16 protein-coding genes are annotated in these 15757 nt (G+C 65.2%); 14 read left to right on the forward strand and 2 right to left on the reverse strand.

The annotated features are described in order from the left end of the window. Window positions 1-18: 18 nt before the first annotated feature. The 5 genes from CF68_RS29030 to CF68_RS29050 all read left to right on the forward strand — a co-directional run bounded on the left by CF68_RS29030 (window position 19) and on the right by CF68_RS29050 (window position 4698). Window positions 19-1212 carry a lipid-transfer protein gene (locus tag CF68_RS29030; RefSeq protein WP_035825781.1) on the forward strand — a complete coding sequence of 398 codons (1194 nt, stop codon included), beginning with the start codon at window positions 19-21 and terminating at the stop codon, window positions 1210-1212. A 30-nt stretch (window positions 1213-1242) separates the two neighbouring features. After that, entirely contained in the window at window positions 1243-1692 is a 450-nt protein-coding gene (locus CF68_RS29035) for a MaoC family dehydratase N-terminal domain-containing protein (protein ID WP_035825782.1), read from the forward strand. Between the two features lie 23 nt (window positions 1693-1715). Next, window positions 1716-2135 carry a MaoC family dehydratase gene (locus CF68_RS29040; RefSeq protein WP_035825784.1) on the forward strand — a complete coding sequence of 140 codons (420 nt, stop codon included), beginning with the start codon at window positions 1716-1718 and terminating at the stop codon, window positions 2133-2135. Window positions 2136-2172: 37 nt separating this feature from the next. Next, window positions 2173-3006, forward strand: a complete 834-nt coding sequence (locus tag CF68_RS29045) for an SDR family NAD(P)-dependent oxidoreductase (protein ID WP_035825787.1) — start codon at window positions 2173-2175, stop codon at window positions 3004-3006. A gap of 141 nt (window positions 3007-3147) precedes the next feature. Next, window positions 3148-4698 carry a long-chain fatty acid--CoA ligase gene (locus CF68_RS29050; RefSeq protein WP_035825790.1) on the forward strand — a complete coding sequence of 517 codons (1551 nt, stop codon included), beginning with the start codon at window positions 3148-3150 and terminating at the stop codon, window positions 4696-4698. A gap of 24 nt (window positions 4699-4722) precedes the next feature. Here the strand turns inward: CF68_RS29050 and CF68_RS29055 are convergent, their stop codons facing one another. Then, a complete protein-coding gene (locus CF68_RS29055; protein ID WP_035825793.1) occupies window positions 4723-5547 on the reverse strand; it encodes an IclR family transcriptional regulator C-terminal domain-containing protein in 825 nt (274 codons plus the stop codon). A gap of 123 nt (window positions 5548-5670) precedes the next feature. Here CF68_RS29055 and CF68_RS29060 point away from each other — a divergent pair, with 123 nt between their 5' ends. The 9 genes from CF68_RS29060 (at window position 5671) to CF68_RS29100 (ending at window position 15076) form a co-directional block, all read left to right on the forward strand. Beyond that, on the forward strand, window positions 5671-6657 hold the full coding sequence (locus CF68_RS29060) for a tripartite tricarboxylate transporter substrate binding protein (protein ID WP_035825795.1): 987 nt from the start codon (window positions 5671-5673) through the stop codon (window positions 6655-6657). A 40-nt stretch (window positions 6658-6697) separates the two neighbouring features. After that, a complete protein-coding gene (locus CF68_RS29065; protein WP_035825797.1) occupies window positions 6698-7612 on the forward strand; it encodes an SDR family NAD(P)-dependent oxidoreductase in 915 nt (304 codons plus the stop codon). Window positions 7613-7630: 18 nt separating this feature from the next. After that, on the forward strand, window positions 7631-8503 hold the full coding sequence (locus CF68_RS29070; RefSeq protein ID WP_035825800.1) for a MaoC/PaaZ C-terminal domain-containing protein: 873 nt from the start codon (window positions 7631-7633) through the stop codon (window positions 8501-8503). Window positions 8504-8516: 13 nt separating this feature from the next. Further along, a complete protein-coding gene (locus CF68_RS29075; protein ID WP_035825803.1) occupies window positions 8517-10058 on the forward strand; it encodes an acyl-CoA synthetase in 1542 nt (513 codons plus the stop codon). A 14-nt stretch (window positions 10059-10072) separates the two neighbouring features. Continuing rightward, window positions 10073-11233 (forward strand): acyl-CoA dehydrogenase family protein, encoded by a 1161-nt coding sequence (locus tag CF68_RS29080; protein ID WP_035825805.1) that lies wholly within the window; start codon window positions 10073-10075, stop codon window positions 11231-11233. A 7-nt stretch (window positions 11234-11240) separates the two neighbouring features. After that, window positions 11241-12401 carry an acetyl-CoA acetyltransferase gene (locus tag CF68_RS29085; RefSeq protein ID WP_035825807.1) on the forward strand — a complete coding sequence of 387 codons (1161 nt, stop codon included), beginning with the start codon at window positions 11241-11243 and terminating at the stop codon, window positions 12399-12401. A gap of 3 nt (window positions 12402-12404) precedes the next feature. Continuing rightward, window positions 12405-12815: a Zn-ribbon domain-containing OB-fold protein gene (locus CF68_RS29090; protein WP_035825809.1), complete on the forward strand. Its 411-nt coding sequence runs from the start codon at window positions 12405-12407 to the stop codon at window positions 12813-12815. Window positions 12816-12840: 25 nt separating this feature from the next. Then, complete coding sequence (locus CF68_RS29095; RefSeq protein ID WP_035825811.1) at window positions 12841-13833, forward strand: tripartite tricarboxylate transporter substrate binding protein; 993 nt, start codon at window positions 12841-12843, stop codon at window positions 13831-13833. 127 nt (window positions 13834-13960) lie between these two features. Then, on the forward strand, window positions 13961-15076 hold the full coding sequence (locus tag CF68_RS29100; RefSeq protein ID WP_035825814.1) for a CaiB/BaiF CoA-transferase family protein: 1116 nt from the start codon (window positions 13961-13963) through the stop codon (window positions 15074-15076). 231 nt (window positions 15077-15307) lie between these two features. Here the strand turns inward: CF68_RS29100 and CF68_RS29105 are convergent, their stop codons facing one another. Next, window positions 15308-15601, reverse strand: a complete 294-nt coding sequence (locus CF68_RS29105) for a hypothetical protein (RefSeq protein ID WP_369798921.1) — start codon at window positions 15599-15601, stop codon at window positions 15308-15310. Window positions 15602-15757 lie beyond the last annotated feature (156 nt).

Genomic DNA, 15757 nt, shown 5'->3' on the forward strand with positions numbered 1-15757 from the left:
TTCCAAGGAGACAAGACAATGTCCAAGCACGCGATAGTTGCCGGCGTCGGCATGATCCCGTTCAAGAAGCCCGGCCAGAGCGACCCATACGCCGTGATGGGTGCCAACGCCACCCGGCTCGCGCTGGAGGATGCCGGCCTTTCGTACGACAAGATCCAGCAGGGCTACGTTGGCTACGTGTATGGCGATTCGACCTGCGGCCAGGCGGCGCTGTACAAGGTCGGCGTGACGGGCATCCCCATCGTCAACGTCAACAACAACTGCTCGACCGGCTCATCGGCCTTGTTCCTGGCGCGCCAGGCGGTAGAGAGCGGCGCGGTGGAATGCGCGCTGGCGCTGGGCTTCGAGTTCATGCAGCCGGGCCCGCTGAAGAGCGCGTGGACTGACCGCGAGGCGGCCATGGTCGAGTTCACCAATATCGCTGCCCCGATGGTGCAGGACGCGGTCGAGGCCGGCGTGCCGCGCGCGCTGACGCTGTTCGGCGGCGCCGGCCGCGAGCACATGCAGCGCTATGGCACCAGGCTCGAGACCTTCGCCAGGATCCGCGCCAAGGCCAGCCGCCACGCTGCCAACAACCCGCTGGCCGTGTTCCGCACCGTCGTCACGGAAGCAGACGTGATGGCCGAGAAGGTGATGTGGCCCGGCGTGATGACCCGCTCTATGGCCTGCCCGCCGACCTGCGGCGCCGCCGCTGCCATTGTCTGCACCGAAGCCTTCGCGAAGAAGCACAACCTGCGCACCGACGTGCGCATCCTGGCCCAGTCGCTGACCACCGACGTGGCCCCGAGCTTCGAGCCGCCGTCGATGATCGGCCTGGTGGGCTTCCATATGGCCGAGGCGGGCGCGCAGGCCGTGTACGAGCAGGCCGGCGTCGGCCCGTCGGATATCCAGGTCTGCGAACTGCACGACTGCTTCGCGCAGAACGAGCTGCTGAGCTATGAGTCGCTGGGCTTCGCCAGGACCGGCGAGGCCGAGAAGATGGTGCTGGACGGTGACAATACCTACGGCGGCAAGGTCGTGGTCAACCCGTCGGGTGGGCTGCTGTCCAAGGGCCACCCGCTGGGCGCCACCGGCCTCGCGCAGTGCTACGAGCTGACTCGGCAGATCCGCGGCAGCGCCGGTCCGACGCAGGTGGAAGGAGCACAGCTTGGGCTGCAGCACAACCTCGGCCTGGGCGGCGCCTGCGTGGTGACGCTGTACGGCCGCGGCTGAACAAGATCCGGACAATCCAGAGGAGATCAGATGGCTGACAAGAGCATGATTGGGACGGACCTTGGCAAGGGCTCCATTGACGTGGAGAAGGGGCGCCTGCGCTTCTTCGCCAAGGCAACCGGCGAAACGAACCCCGTCTATATCGACGAAGCCGCCGCCCGCGACGCGGGGCACCGGTCGCTGCCGGTACCGCCGACATTCTTCATGTGCCTGAACAGCGACGTGACGGCCGCTTCCGGGATCGACCGCATGAAGCTGCTGCAGCTGGACCTCGGCCGCATCCTGCACGCGGAGCAGGCCTTCGACTATCACCGCATGGCCTACGCCGGCGACACGCTGCACTTCGACACAACGGTCAGCGACGTCTACGACAAGAAGGGCGGCGCGCTGCACTTCGTCGTCACCAGCACCCGCGTGACCAACCAGCACGGCGAACACGTCGCCGACATGCGCGGCACCCTCGTGGAACGCCGCGGCTGATCGTGCAGAAGGAGAACAGAGACATGCAAGCCCCCCGTTCTGCCGATGTGAAAGTTGGCGACAAGCTGCCCGCGCTGACGCTGCCGGCGATCAACCGCACCACGCTGGCGCTGTATGCCGGCGCGTCTGGTGACCATAACCCGATCCACATCGATATCGACTTCGCCCGCAAGTCGCGCATGCCGGACGTGTTCGCCCACGGCATGCTGTCGGCGGCCTACCTCGGGCGCCTGCTGACCGGCTGGGTCCCGCAGACCGCACTGCGCGGCGTGGCGATTCGCTTCACCGGCATCACGCACCTTGGCAACCAGCCGACCTGCACCGGTGAAATCGTCGAGAAGCTGGAAGCCGACGGCGAAAAGCGAGTCAAGGTCGCGATCAGGGCCACCAACCAGTACGGCGAAGACAAGCTGCTGGGCGAAGCCATCGTCGCGCTGAGCTGAATCCGGACAACCATATCTGTAGCAAGGAAAAGACACCATGAGCAAACTCGCAGGCAAGTCCGCCATCGTTACCGGCTCGGGCCGTGGCATTGGCCGTGAAGTGGCACTGAAGCTGGCGTCCGAAGGCGCCCGCGTGGTGGTGAACGACCTCGACGCCGACCCGGCCCACGAAGTCGTCGAACTGATCAGGTCGCAAGGCGGCGAGGCCGTGGCCTGTGCCGGCAGCGTGACCGCCCCCGATTTTGCCGATCGCCTGGTGGGCACCGCGGTGAAGCACTTCAAGGGCATCGACATCATCGTCAACAACGCCGGCTACACCTGGGACAACGTGATCCAGAAGATGACCGACGAGCAGTGGTACGCCATCATCGACTGCCACCTGACTGCCCCGTTCCGCATCTTGCGAGCCGCCCAGCCGGTGATCTCGGCCGCCGCCAAGGCCGAGGCGGCCGAGGGCCGCGAGGTGTTCCGCAAGATCGTGAACATCTCGTCGGGTGCTGCCGGCGGCAATGCCGGCCAGTCGAACTATTCGACGGCCAAGGCCGGTATTCTCGGCATGACCAAGACCCTGGCCAAGGAATGGGGGCGCCTGAAGGTCAATGTCAACGCCGTCGCGTTTGGCCTGATCGAGACGCGGCTGACGCAGGCGCTGGCCGGCGACCAGTCGAAGACGGTCAGCATCGAGGGCCGCGAGATCAAGGTCGGGGTGCAGCAGGCGATGCTGGACAACGCCAGCCGTGTGATCCCGCTGGGCCGTCCCGGCAAGGCGGAAGAAGCGGCGGGCGCGGTGTACCTGCTGTGCACGCCGGAGTCGAACTTCCTGTCGGGACAGGTGCTCTACTGCGGCGGTGGCCCCGGCGCCAACTTCTGAGCTGGCAGCCTAAAGCCGCCAGCCTGCCCACCAACCTGTGGGGCGGGGCCATCTGGCGGCGACAAAAACAGATGGCCGGCGTCCCTGCGGACGCAGCGGCCTGCACCGCCAGGGCATGCGGCGGATGACGGAGACCCAGACATGTACATGACTCAGGCGCTGCACCGTTCCATGCAGCAGCGACCCAATGCCGAAGCGGTGCGCTACATGGGCCGCAGCTTGACCTTTGCCGCGCTGGGGGAGCGCGTCGCGCGGCTGGCCGCAGGCCTGCGCAAGCTGGGTGTCAGGGACGGCGACCGCGTCGCGATGTTCTCGCTCAACTCGGCGCGCTATATCGAGTACTACATGGCCGTGCCCTGGGCCGGCGCCGTGCTGAACCCGGTCAACATCCGCTGGAGCGCGGCGGAGATCCTCTACTCGTTCGAGGATTCGGGAACATCGGTGCTGATCGTCGAGGACACGTTCAAGACCGTGGCCGCCACGGTGGCCGCGGACAGCAAGGGCCTGCGACACGTCATCTATGCCGGCGACGGCGAGGTGCCGCCGGGCATGATCTCGTACGAGGCGCTGATTGCGGAAAACCAGCCGATGGAAGACCGTCTGCGCCGGGGCAGCGATCTTGCGGGCATCTTTTATACCGGCGGCACCACGGGCTTTCCCAAGGGCGTGATGCTGAGCCATGGCAACCTGGTTTCGTCGGCGAGCAATGGCCTGATGGCCGGCACGGCGACCCTCGGCGGGACCATGTTGCATGTCATGCCGATGTTCCACCTGGCGTGCCTGTCTGCGATCAACACTGTATTCCTGGCCAACGGCACGCACGTCCCGATGGACGCGTTCGACCCGGGTCGCGTCATGCAAGCCGTCTCGCGAGACCAGGTCACAGACCTGCTGCTGGCGCCGACCATGATCCAGATGTGCCTGGACTGGCTCGACCAGCATCCGGAGCGTGCTGCGGCGCCGGATGTCTCGTCGCTGCGCGCGCTGCGCTATGGCGCGTCGCCGATGTCGCTGACGCTGCTGCAGCGCGCACGCATCGCATTCCCGAAGGCCGGTTTCAGCCAGGGCTATGGGATGACCGAGCTGTCGCCAGTGGCGACCTTGCTGGGGCCGGAGTACCACAACGAGGAATCGCTGGCCAACGGCCGCATGCGTTCGGTCGGCCTGCCGGCGTTCACCACTGAGGTCAGGATCGTCGATCCTGAGGGCAACGAGGTGCCGCGCGGCATGGTCGGCGAGATCGCGGTGCGCGGCCCCGGCGTGATGCTGGGCTACTGGAACCAGCCCGAGCAGACCGCTGCAGCCGTCCGTAACGGCTGGATGCATACCGGTGACGGCGGCTACATGGATGAGGACGGCTTCGTGTTCCTGTGCGACCGCATCAAGGACATGATCATCTCGGGCGGTGAAAACGTCTACTCGGCGGAGGTCGAGGCGGCGCTGGCGAGTCATCCTGCGGTCGCGCAGTCGGCAGTCATTGGCGTGCCACACGAAAAATGGGGCGAATCCGTGCATGCGGTCATCGTGCTCAGGCAGGGCACCAGTGCAACCTTCGAGTCGCTCCAGTCCCACTGCCGCGAACGCATTGCCAGCTACAAAGTCCCCCGCAGCGTCGAATTCGTGGAGGCGCTGCCGTTGTCGAGCGTCGGCAAGGTGCTCAAGCACGAACTTCGCAAGCAACACTGGAAGTAGGCGTTCGCTGGCATGCAGCCTTGCTCAAGGTTGCATGCTGACCGCTGCTTCACGCTGCGCGGGCACCACGACCGGATTCAGGAATGCCGGCGCCAGGCCGGTCAACTGTTCGGCAGCGGCCCGCAAGGGCGGGAGGAAGCGCTTCACCGCTTCCTCCCGCGTGACTTCGCCCGAGGGCAGGTTGACGCTGATCGATGCCACCACGTTGTGGTGTTCGTCGCGCACCGGCACTGCCAGGCCTGCGATGTGCTGGTCGAATTCTCCATCCACCCACGCATAGCCATCCCGGCGCACGGCAGCGAGCGCTTCAAGCAATGCCGCCTTGTCGTGCACGGTGCGGTCCGTGTAGGCGCGCAGGGAGGCCTCGTCGAGAAAATGCGAGAGAAATTCCGTGGTCTGGAAGCCCAGCACCGCCCGGCCCGGTGCCGTGGCGAAGGCCGGCACATGGCTGCCCACGCCAAGTCCCAGTGAGCGGATCTTCAGCGACGGAATGCGCAGGACGTACACCGCATCGTGCCCGTCGAACACACACATACCGCACGACTCAGTGACCTGCGTCCAAAGGGTTTCCAGCGCGCGCTGGGCGTGGCCCCAGAAGGGCAGCGAAGTCAGGTAGGTCATGCCGAGGGTGAGGATCTTCGGCGTCAGGCGAAAACCCCGCGTTTCGGATTCCGCCGCGTAGCCCAGCTCGCACAGCGTGAGCAGGATCCGGCGCACCACGGTCCGCGGCAGGCCAGTGGATGCCGTGATGCTGGCAACGGTGTGCGTGCCGCTGCGCCCGAGTGCGTGGATAACGGCCAATCCGCGAGCAAAAGAGCGTACGAAGCCATCGTTGTCGGTAGTAGTCATGTCTGTGCGAGGTCTGATTTCAGGTTGACATTGTAGCAAGGCCGGACGTAAAGTTCGAAAAAACGGGCGACAATGACCGCTAGGCGGACATGATTGTCCGAAAAAATCAAACAGGAGACAACCATGAAGCGGCGTTTTCTTTGCCAGGCGCTAGCCTGCCTTGCTGTCGTGTCCACCTCGGGCCTCGCATTCGCCAACCCGTCCCCCGAGACCTTCCAGGCCAAACGTCCTCTGCGCCTGATCGCGCCCAGTTCGCCCGGCGGCATCCTTGACCTGACCAGCCGCCTGCTCGGCAAGACACTGTCTGAGCAACTGGGGCAGCCCGTCGTCGTGGAGAACCTGCCGGGCGCGGGTGGCGTGATCGGGATGCAGGCCATGCTGCGCGCGGAACCGGACGGCCACACGCTGGTGATGGGCAGCCTTGGCCCCAACGCGGCCAACTACGCGTTGCACGACAAGTTGCCTTACAAGTTCGAGGACTTTGCACCGGTGGCGCATGTGCTGACGATGCCGGACGTCGTGGTGGTCAACCCGAAACTGCCGGTCAAGACCATTGCCGAGCTGGCGGCTTATGCCAAGACGCGCCCCAACGGCTTGTCCATGGCCGTGTCGACGAGCGGTTCTTCCGGTCATCTCGCCGGGGACCTGCTGAAGCAGCGCGCCGGCATTACCGCCGTCGACGTGATCTATCGGGGCGCATCGCCGGCGCTGACTGACCTGGTGGCAGGGCAAGTCGATTTCATGGTGGACAACCTCATCACCGCACTGCCGCTGGTGCGCGCCGGCAAGCTGCGTGCGCTTGCCGTCACGACCAGGCAGCGTGCCCCGGAACTCCCGGATACGCCGACCATGGCCGAATCCGGTTACCGCGACTTCGACGTTTCGGTCTGGCTCGGCCTCTTTGTCTCATCCAGGACGCCGCTCGCGGTGGTGCAGGCGTTGAACGCTGCCGTCAACAAGGCGCTGGCCGATCCCGCGCTGCGCCAGAAGCTGGCGCAGCAGGGCGGTACGGCGGCGGGCGGGTCGACGCGGCAGTTCGACAGCTTCGTGCGCGCCGAAAAAGCCCGCTGGGAGCAGGTCATCAAGGACGGGAACATCAAGCCCGAGTAAGCGCGAACAAATTCATCACTCTCTTCTTGCAGACAACGCCATGCAAAACAATTTCAAGGACAAAGTCATCGTCGTCACCGGAGCCGGCAATGGCATCGGCCGTGCCATTGCCATGCTGCTCGGCGCGCAGGGCGCCAGGGTGGTCGTCAACGACCTGGGCTCCAGCGGCAGCGGCGAGGGCAGTGATGCCGGACCAGCCCAGAAGGTGGTTGACGAGATCCGTGCAGCCGGCGGGAAGGCTGCGGCGAACACCGATTCGGTAGCGACTGCCGAGAGCGCGCAGGCCATTGTCGATACCGCCATCCGCGAGTTCGGCCGCATCGATGGCGTGATCAACAACGCTGGCATCCTGCGCGACCGCATCTTCCACAAGATGAGCACCGCCGAATGGCAGGCGGTACTGGATGTGCACCTGGGCGGCGCTTACTTTGTCAGCCGTGCTGCGGCACCTTATTTCAAGGAACAGCACAGCGGCACCTACGTCCACATGACCTCCACCACCGGCCTGATCGGAAATTTCGGGCAGGCCAATTACGCCGCCGCCAAGCTTGGCATCGTGGCACTGTCGAAATCCATCGCCCTGGACATGGCCCGCTTCAATGTCCGTTCCAACTGTATAGCCCCGTTCGCATGGAGCCGCCTGATCGGCACGCTGCCCAGCGAAACCGAGGCCGAGAAGAAGCGCCTTGAGCGGATGCAGGCGATGAAGCCGGAGCAGGTTGCCCCGGTTGCCGCGTTCCTGTCCGGCGATGCTTCGGCCGACGTCAATGGCCAGGTGCTGGCCGTGCGCGGCAATGAGCTGATCGTCATGAGCCAGCCGCGCCCGGTGGCATCGGTGCATCGCGCCGAAGGCTGGACGCTGGAGACGCTGGCGGAGCATGCCGTGCCGGCGGTGAAGCGCGCCTTCACGCCGCTGGAGCGCTCGCCGGAGGTGTTTTCCTGGGACCCGATCTGAGAACGGAGGTACGCAGCGATGGCCATCGACTATCACCGCCTGCGCTCGTGGGCGTTCTTTGACCAGGTTTCCAGCTATGCGGCGAACGACAGCATTCGCTATGCGCTGAGCCTCGGCTTCGGCACCGATCCAATGGACGAGGCGGACTTGCCCTTTGTCTTTGAGGAAGGACTGAGCGTGGTGCCCACCTTCCTCGCCACCGTCGGCGCGCCGGGTGCGTGGGCAAGCGACCCGGGTACGGGCATCGACTGGATGCAGATCCTGCACGGCGAGCACCGGATGCGCTTTTTTGCGGTGCCCGCGGCGTCTGGCGCGGTACGCAGCCAGACGCGCGTCAGCCGCGTGGTGGACAAGGGCGCCGGCAAGGGCGCGCTGGTGGTCACTGAGCGGCGCATCGACGACCAGGCCAGCGGCGAGTTGCTGGCGACCGTCGAGCATGTGTCGTTCTGCCGGGCGGATGGTGGCTTTGCCTGCGCCGCCACGCCCGGCGATGCACCGCTCGAGCCATTGCCCGCGGTGCCGGAGCGCGTGCCTGACATGATCATGTCGATGCCGACCCAGCCTTCGGCGGCCTTGCTGTACCGCCTCAATGGCGATCGCAATCCCATCCACGCGCTGCCCGCCGCCGCCCGGCAGGCCGGCTTCGAGCGGCCGATCCTGCATGGCCTTTGCACTTACGGCATAGCGTGCCGGGCGCTGCTGAAGCAGGCTTGCGGTGGGGATCCGTCGCGCCTGGCCAGCCTTTCGGTGCGCTTTTCATCGCCATTCCTGCCGGGTGAAACACTGCGCGTGGAGATGTGGCGCGGCGAAGGGCAGGTCCAGTTCCGTGCGCTCGCCGACGAGCGCAATGTGGTGGTGCTGAGCCACGGCGTCGCGGACCTGCATCCGTAATCAAGGAGTCAAGATGTCCGTGATCGAGCAATTCGCCCGTGCCACGCCCGACCGGGTTGCCTACCGCATGGTGCCGTCCGGCCAGGCGGTGACGTGGGCCGAACTGGAGCAGCGTTCGCGACAGTGCGCTGCCGCACTTCTGGCTGCCGGTTTGCGCGAGGGCGACGGCATTGCCGTGCTGCTGGAGAACCATGTCCGCTATTTCGAGATCCTTTGGGCCGCGCACCGGATCGGCTTGTACTACACCACGATCAGCCGTCACCTGAGAGCCGACGAGGTGGAGTACATCGTGCAGGACTGTGGCGCCCGGGTACTGTTCTGCTCGGCGCAGACCCTTGGCGACCTGGCGCCCGGCGCGCTGGCATCGCTTCGGGTCACGCGTGTGCTTCTGGATGGGAACGACCCGGGCTACAGCAATTACGAAGCGTGGCTGGAGCAGATGCCGGCCGATGTCACGTTGCCGCGCACGGTAGAGGGAACTGACTTCTCATATTCGTCCGGCACCACGGGCAGGCCCAAGGGCATCAAGCGTCCACTGCAAGGCGCAAACGCTTTCTTCCGCACCGGTGATGACCCTCGCCTGGCCTGGAAGTCGCTGGACCGCGACACGGTCTACCTGTCGACCGCGCCTTTCTATCACACTGCCCCGGTACGCTGGAACATGGCCACGATGCGCGCCGGTGGCACCTCGATCTTGATGGAAAAGTTCGAGCCGCTGGCGGCGCTGGATGCGATCGCGCGCTACGGCGTGACCCATAGCCAGTGGGTGCCGACCATGTTCGTGCGCTTGCTGCGGCTGCCTGCCGCGGAGCGCGAGCGCTTCGACTTGTCGACCATGCGCTATGCGATCCACGCCGCCGCGCCGTGTCCGATTTCGGTCAAGCAGCAGATGATCGACTGGTGGGGACCGATCCTCTATGAGTTCTACAGCGGCACCGAACTGGTCGGGCGCACCTCGCTGGACTCCGTGGAATGGCTCGCGCACAAGGGGTCGGTCGGACGGGCCGAGTTCGGGCGGGTACACATCGTCGGCGACGATGGCAATGAAGTGCCGCAGGGCCAGACCGGCGTTGTCTACTTCTCCGGCGGCGGGACCTTTGCCTACCACAATGATCCGGAGAAAACCCGGCAGGTCTATAACGACCGTGGGTGGGCCACCTATGGGGACGTCGGCTATGTCGATGCCGATGGCTTCCTTTACCTCACGGACCGCCTTGCCAACACCATTGTCTCGGGCGGCGTCAACATCTATCCGCAGGAATCCGAGAACGTGCTGATGAGCCATCCGGCGGTCTTCGACGTGGCGGTGGTCGGCGTGCCGAATACCGAGTTCGGCGAGGAAGTGAAGGCGGTGGTCCAGTTGCATGAGCCTGAGCGGGCGTCGCCGGTCCTGGCCGAAGAACTGATCGCGCTTTGCCGCAGCAGGATCTCCCCGATCAAATGCCCGCGCTCGGTCGACTTCGTCACGGCGCTTCCGCGCACCGAAACCGGCAAGCTGCTCAAGCGCGCCGTCAAGGCCAGCTACTGGCCAACCGAAAACCGAATCGCGCATTAAGCGCGCCTGATGCCATGTCCCGACAAGAAGCCAGCTACCACGCGCCGCGCAAGATGTTCGCGCCGGAGCACGAGATGTACCGCGACAGCGTCGCCCGTTTCCTGGCTGACAAGGTCATGCCTGGACACGCCGAATGGGAAGCTGCCGGCCTGGTTCCGCGCGGCCTCTGGCGCGATGCCGGCGCCCATGGCCTGCTGTGCCCCGGATTGCCCGAAGCCTACGGCGGTGCCGGCGGTGACTTCCTGCACAGCGCCATCGTGGTGGAAGAGATCGCCCGGGCCCTGGCCAGCGGCGTGACCGGGTTCACCACGCACTCGGAGAACGTCGCGCCGTACCTGCTGGAGTTCGGCACCGAGGCGCAGAAGCGTGAGTTCCTGCCGCGCATGGCCAGCGGCGATGTGGTCGGATCGATCGCGATGACCGAGCCGGGGGCTGGCAGTGACCTGAAGGCCATCCGCACCAGCGCTGTCAAGGTGGATGGTGGTTACCGGCTCAACGGCCAGAAGACCTTTATCACCAACGGCTACCACGCTGACCGCGTGCTGGTGTTCGCCAAGACAGTGCCGGCCGCCGGTGCGCGCGGCATCAGCCTGTTCTGGGTCGACACCACCAGCCCCGGATTCAGCCGCGGCCGCCTGCTGGACAAGATCGGCCAGAAGGCCCAGGACACCGCTGAACTCTTCTTCGAGAACGTCTTCGTGCCGGACGACATGCTGGTCGGCGAGCGCAATGCCGGCTTCGGCTACGCCATGAGCGGGCTGGTGCGTGAGCGCCTGCTGATCGCCTTGCGTTGCGCCGTGGCGCTGGAGGTGGCGCTTGACTGGACCATCGCGCATGTCAAGGAACGCCGCGCCTTCGACAAGGCGCTGATCGAGAACCAGTTCATCCGCTTCCGCCTGGCCGAAATCAAGACACATGCCTGTGCCACGCGTGCCTTCGTCGATAGCTGCCTTGAACAATACCTCGCCGGCACGCTGACGCCCGATGGTGCCGCCATGGCCAAGTACTGGGCCGGCGAGGCCACGCGGGCCATCGATGACCTGATGCAGTTCTTTGGCGGCTACGGCTATATGCGCGAATACCCCATCGCCCGTGCCTACACCGACGTGCGTCCGAACCGGATCTACGGCGGTTCGGCCGAAATCATGCGCGAAGTCATCGCGCGCGCACTCTGAATTCACCATGACCAAGAACCTTCCTCGCTCGGTCGCCATCGTCGGTGCCGCGGAATCCGACCTGGGCAAGGTGCCCGGCAAGACGGCACTGGAGTTGCAGGCGCAGGCCGCGCGGCTGGCCCTGCAGGACGCGGGGCTGTCGCTGCGCGATGTGGATGCCGTCTTTGCGCATACCGATGACCGTTTTGCCACCGTGCAGCTGGCCGAATACCTCGGTATCCAGCCAAGGTACGTCGACTCCAGCAACGTCGGGGGCATGTCCAACCTGATGCACATCCGCCATGCGATGGCGGCCATTGCCGCCGGCATGTGTTCGGTGGCGCTGGTGACCTATGGCAGTACGCAACTGTCCGACGGCTCGCGCAAGAGTGGCGCCGTCGCCGCGGATACGCCGGAATCGCCGCGTGGCCAGTTCATCGCGCCCTATGGCCAGCTCAGCCCGATCGGCTACTATGCAATGGTTGCCCAGTTGCACATGCATCGCTACGGCACCACGTCCAGGGATCTCGCCGAGGTGGCAGTGGCGGCGCGGCGCTGGGCGCAGCTGAACCCGAAGGCATACCGGCGCGAGCAAACCAGCATCGAGGAGGTCATGGCGTCGCCTGTGATCGCGTCGCCGCTGCGTACGCGTGACTGCTGCCTTGTCACGGATGGCGGTGGCGCACTGATCATCACCTCCTCCGATCGTGCCCGAGACCTGAAGTCGAAGCCGGTCTATGTGATGGGCGCAGCCGAGACCTTCTCGCACCACTACACCCCGTTCAGCACGGCCGACTGGCTGGATACGCGCGTCGCCGAGACGGCGGACGAAGCGTTCCGCATGGCGGGCGTTACCCGCGAAGACATCGACGTGGTGCAGGTCTATGACCACTTCACCATTGGTGTCATCCAGTCGCTGGAAGAGCTGGGCTTTTGCAAGCGAGGCGAGGGCGGTGCCTTCGTCGCCGATGGCGCCCTGGGCCCGGGTGGCCGCTTCCCCATCAACACCTCTGGCGGCGGCCTCTCCTACGGCCACCCTGGCATGTTTGGCATGTTCGTGCTGATCGAGGCCGTGCGCCAGCTGCGGGGGGAGTGCGGCGAGCGGCAATTGCCCGATGCCGAACTGGCGCTGTGCCATGCGCCCGGACTGGTCTTCTCCTGCAACACCACCATGATCCTCGGAGTCTGAAGCATGAGCGAAGCACAACGTCCCCTGCCGCGTCCCACCGAGATCACCGAAGGCTACTGGCATGCGGCGGCGCAGGGCCGGCTGGTGGTGCAGGGCTGCCGCGCCTGTGGCCACCGCCAGTTCTATCCACGCACGCTGTGCCTTGCGTGCGAATCGGACCAGGTCGACTGGACCGAAGTCTGCGGCTTTGGCTCGATCTATACCTTCACGATCAACCATCGCGCACCCAATGCCTTCATGAAGGCGCGCGTGCCGTACGCCGTGGCCATTGTCGAACTTGACGAAGGGGTGCGCATGATGGCGAACATCCTCAACGCATCGCCCGAGGCCATCGCTATCGGCAAGCGCGTTCGAGTGGTGTTCGAGAAGGCGAGTGACGACGTGAGCCTGCCGCAGTTCGAAATGATCGACTGACCCAATCCTTCCCCAAGGAGAGCCTATGCCCATCATCACTTCGCCGCGGCGGTGTGCTGCCCTGGCCGCGCTGGCGTGCATCGCCGCGCTGCCGGCCTTGTCGCACGCCGCGGACGATTCTGCCTATCCGCAAAAGCCCATCCGGCTGGTCGTGCCATTCCCGGCCGGAGGCGGATCCGACACCGTGGCCCGCTTGCTCGGCCGCGAGCTGACGGCGATGTGGGGCCAGCCGGTGGTGGTCGAGAACAAGCCCGGCGCAAGCGGCACCATTGGCACAGCGACGGTCGCGAAGACTGCGCCGGACGGCTATACGCTGCTGTTGGGTGCCACGCCGCTGGTGCAGTTGCAAGGCGTCTACAAGTCACTGCCCTATGACACCTTTCGTGACTTCGCGCCGCTGGCGCGCCTGGCGCTCTCCTCGGACGTATTCACCGCGCCGGTATCCACTCGCGCTGGCAGCGTGAGTGAGCTGTTGTCCGCGGCCAGGGCCACGCCTGGCAAGATCAGCTACGGCTCCTACGGCAACGGCACTTCCTCTCACATGCACGGGGAGTTGCTGCGGATGCAGGGGGACGTCGACCTGACCCACGTGGCCTACAAGGGCGGCACGCCACTGATCCAGGACTTGCTGGGTGGGCAGGTCAGTTCCGGGTTTGTGGATGTGGCCAGCGGCAAGGCCGCGCTCAACTCCCCGAAGATCAAGGTACTGGCTGTCACGGGCGAGCGCCGGCTGGCGTTGCTGCCGGAGGTGCCGACGTTTACCGAACTGGGCTACCGCGATTTCGAGCCAAATGGCTGGTATGGCCTGTTCGTGCCGGCGGCGACGCCGAAGGCGGTGAAGGACAAACTTTCCGCAGCGGTACTGGCAATCCTGGCCAAGCCGGCCATGCAAACGGCGATTCGTGAGCAAGGGCTGGAACCGGGAACGCTGGAGCCCGAGGCATTCCTGAAGCTGATGCGGCGCGATGCCGAGATCTGGGGACGGATCGCGGCCAACGCGCGCATCACGCTTGACTGATCGGTGTGCCGGCCGGGGCCGCCCCCTCCCTGTTTCGGGGAGGCCTGGCCTGGCCGGACGGCTGATAGCCTCCGAAGCTCCAACGTACTGTACGGAAGACTTTCATGCTGAATCAGGGGGATCGTTCATGCTTTCCGGTGTAAGAGTTGTCGAGATTTGCGGGATCGGTCCAGGCCCGTTCTGCGCCATGCACCTCGCCGATCTCGGCGCCGACGTGATCGCCGTGGAACGCGCGGCACCGGCCAACAGTGCGGCGCCATCCACCGAAGGCTACGTGCTGAACCGGGGCAAGCGCTCGGTGGTTGCCGACCTGAAAACGGCCGAAGGGCGTGAGCTGGTGCTGGCACTGATCCAGGATGCCGACGCGCTGATCGAAGGCATGCGCCCCGGCGTCATGGAGCGCCTGGGGCTGGGCCCGGATGTCTGCCTGCAACGCAATCCCCGGCTGGTCTACGGGCGCATGACAGGGTGGGGGCAGAGCGGCCCGATGGCGCAGGCCGCGGGGCATGACAACAACTACATCTCGCTTTCCGGCGCGCTGTACTACCACGGCACGCCGGCAGAGCCACCATCGTCGGCCATTACCGTGGTGGGCGACGTTGGCGGTGGCGCGCTTTACCTGGCGGTAGGGCTGCTGTCTGGCATCCTCAACGCCCGCGCCACCGGAAAGGGAACCGTGGTGGATGCATCCATCGTGGATGGCTCGGCCCATATGCTGCAGCTGTTGCTTTCCACGCGCCGCAAGGGCTTCATCACCGGCGAGCGCGGCAACAACATCCACGATGCCTCTCATTTCTATTCGACCTACCGCTGCGCGGACGGGAAGTTCGTCACGCTCGGCTCGATCGAGCCGCAGTTCTACGCGCTGTTGCTGGAAAAGCTGGGCCTGACCGAGGATCCGCGTTTCGCCCGGCAATGGGACCGCGAGCGTTGGCCGGAGCTGCATCAGCACTTTGAAGAACTCTTTGCCACCAGGACTCGCGCGCAATGGTGCGCACTGCTGGAGAACACCGACGTTTGCTTTGGTCCGGTACTGAGCCCTGAAGAGGCCGCCGGGCATCCGCATCTGGTCGCGCGGGGCGTCTACTTCGAAGCGGAGGGCCATCTGCAGGCTGCGCCCGCGCCGCGTTTCGATGGCAAGGCCATGGCGGCGGGCGCGATTCCACGGCGCGGCCAGCACACTGGCGGCATCATGGCCGCACTGAAATCCGGCCAGCCCGGCGCATTCTGGACAACTGACTGAGGGTTGATGCGCGCGGCGAGGGTCGGATCCCGCCGCAGCGATTGAGCTCCGGCCATCGGTCGGAGCGTTTTTTCTTGCTGTCGGCTGCTGCAGCGGCATCGGCAATGCCGCTCCGCTCACTGCAAAAAAAATCCCCCGAGGCTGTTACTTGGGGGATGTGCTGGTTTGTGGCCGGGGGCGCTGAGTGCCGGCCACGAATTTCGTGAGGGGGACACTTTTTTCTGTAGTTCCTTACATACTGTCGTCAACGAGTCCATCGCGGTTGGTGATTCTCGCGCCATCGGTGAACACGTCGCGTCTATCCGAGACTTTCGCCCCATCTGAATAGACGTCAAACTTTGTGGTCTTGCCCCCATCGGTATATGGGTCTCGCGGCCCCATCACGCTGGCGCCGTCAGTGTAGACATCCCGCGTCCCGATGCCGGCATAGGCAACTCCGGCACTAAGCGCAGCACCCGCCGCAGCGAGCAGTATGACTGTTTTAAGCATTTTTTTTACCTCCATTTCAGGTCGTTGCAAAAACACCGAAACGATTCTTCTTTCGCTTCAGTTTGAGGGTCGCAACTTCGCACAAGTGCAATGAAATGTAGGCCCTGGCGGGAAGCATATGAATAAGGCTTTTTTCCGAAAAGAGGCTAGGGGATTGCCCTAGCCGGTGGGCAGGGCAGACTCAGTCCAGCA

The organism is Cupriavidus sp. SK-4, from assembly GCF_000611125.1.
GTDB classification, from domain to species: Bacteria; Pseudomonadota; Gammaproteobacteria; order Burkholderiales; family Burkholderiaceae; genus Cupriavidus; species Cupriavidus necator.